At 38.8% G+C, this 910-nt stretch carries 1 protein-coding gene; it reads left to right on the forward strand.

Features of this window, described 5'->3' with window-relative positions:
• Positions 1-910 (forward strand): hypothetical protein (locus ACVCZW_RS00215; RefSeq protein WP_452231311.1); only part of this gene is annotated, 910 nt, incomplete at both ends.

Consider the following 910-nt stretch of genomic DNA (forward strand, 5'->3'; position numbering starts at 1 on the left):
CACCACAATAAACTGGAGCTTTGATGATGGTAACGGAAACACGATTTCTGTACCGCAAACCTATAATTATGATGATACAACAGATCCTGTAGCACCAACTTTATCTGCTGTTACCGTAGATTGTAACGGAACTTTAACTGCACCAACAACGACTGATGTTTGTGCTGGATCGATTACTGGAACTACTTCAGATACGCTTTCTTTTGTTGAAGGTGGAAGCGCCACAATAAACTGGAACTTTGATGATGGTAACGGAAATACAATTTCTGTACCGCAAACCTATAATTATGATGATACAACAGATCCTGTAACACCAACATTATCTGCTGTTACTTTAGATTGCAACGGTACATTAACCGCTCCAACAACGACTGATATTTGTACTGGATCGATTACTGGAACTACTTCAGATACGCTTTCTTTTGTTGAAAGTGGAAGCACCACAATAAACTGGAGCTTTGATGATGGTAATGGAAACTCTATTTCTATACCTCAAACCTATAATTATGACGATACAACAGATCCTGTAACGCCAACATTAGCTTCTGTTACTGTAGATTGCAACGGAACATTAACTACTCCAACAACGACTGATGTTTGTGCAGGAACTATTACGGGTACAACGACTGATACGCTTTCTTTTGTTGAAGGTGGTAACACAATAATCAACTGGACTTTTGATGATGGTAATGGAAACGCTATTTCTATACCTCAAACCTATAATTATGACGATACAACAGATCCTGTAACGCCAACATTAGCTTCTGTTACTGTAGATTGTAACGGAACTTTAACCGCTCCAACAACGACTGATGTTTGTACTGGATCGATTACTGGAACTACTTCAGATATGCTTTCTTTTGTTGAAAGTGGAAGCACCACAATAAACTGGAGCTTTGATGATGGTAAC

It is taken from the genome of Lacinutrix sp. MEBiC02595, assembly GCF_053601555.1.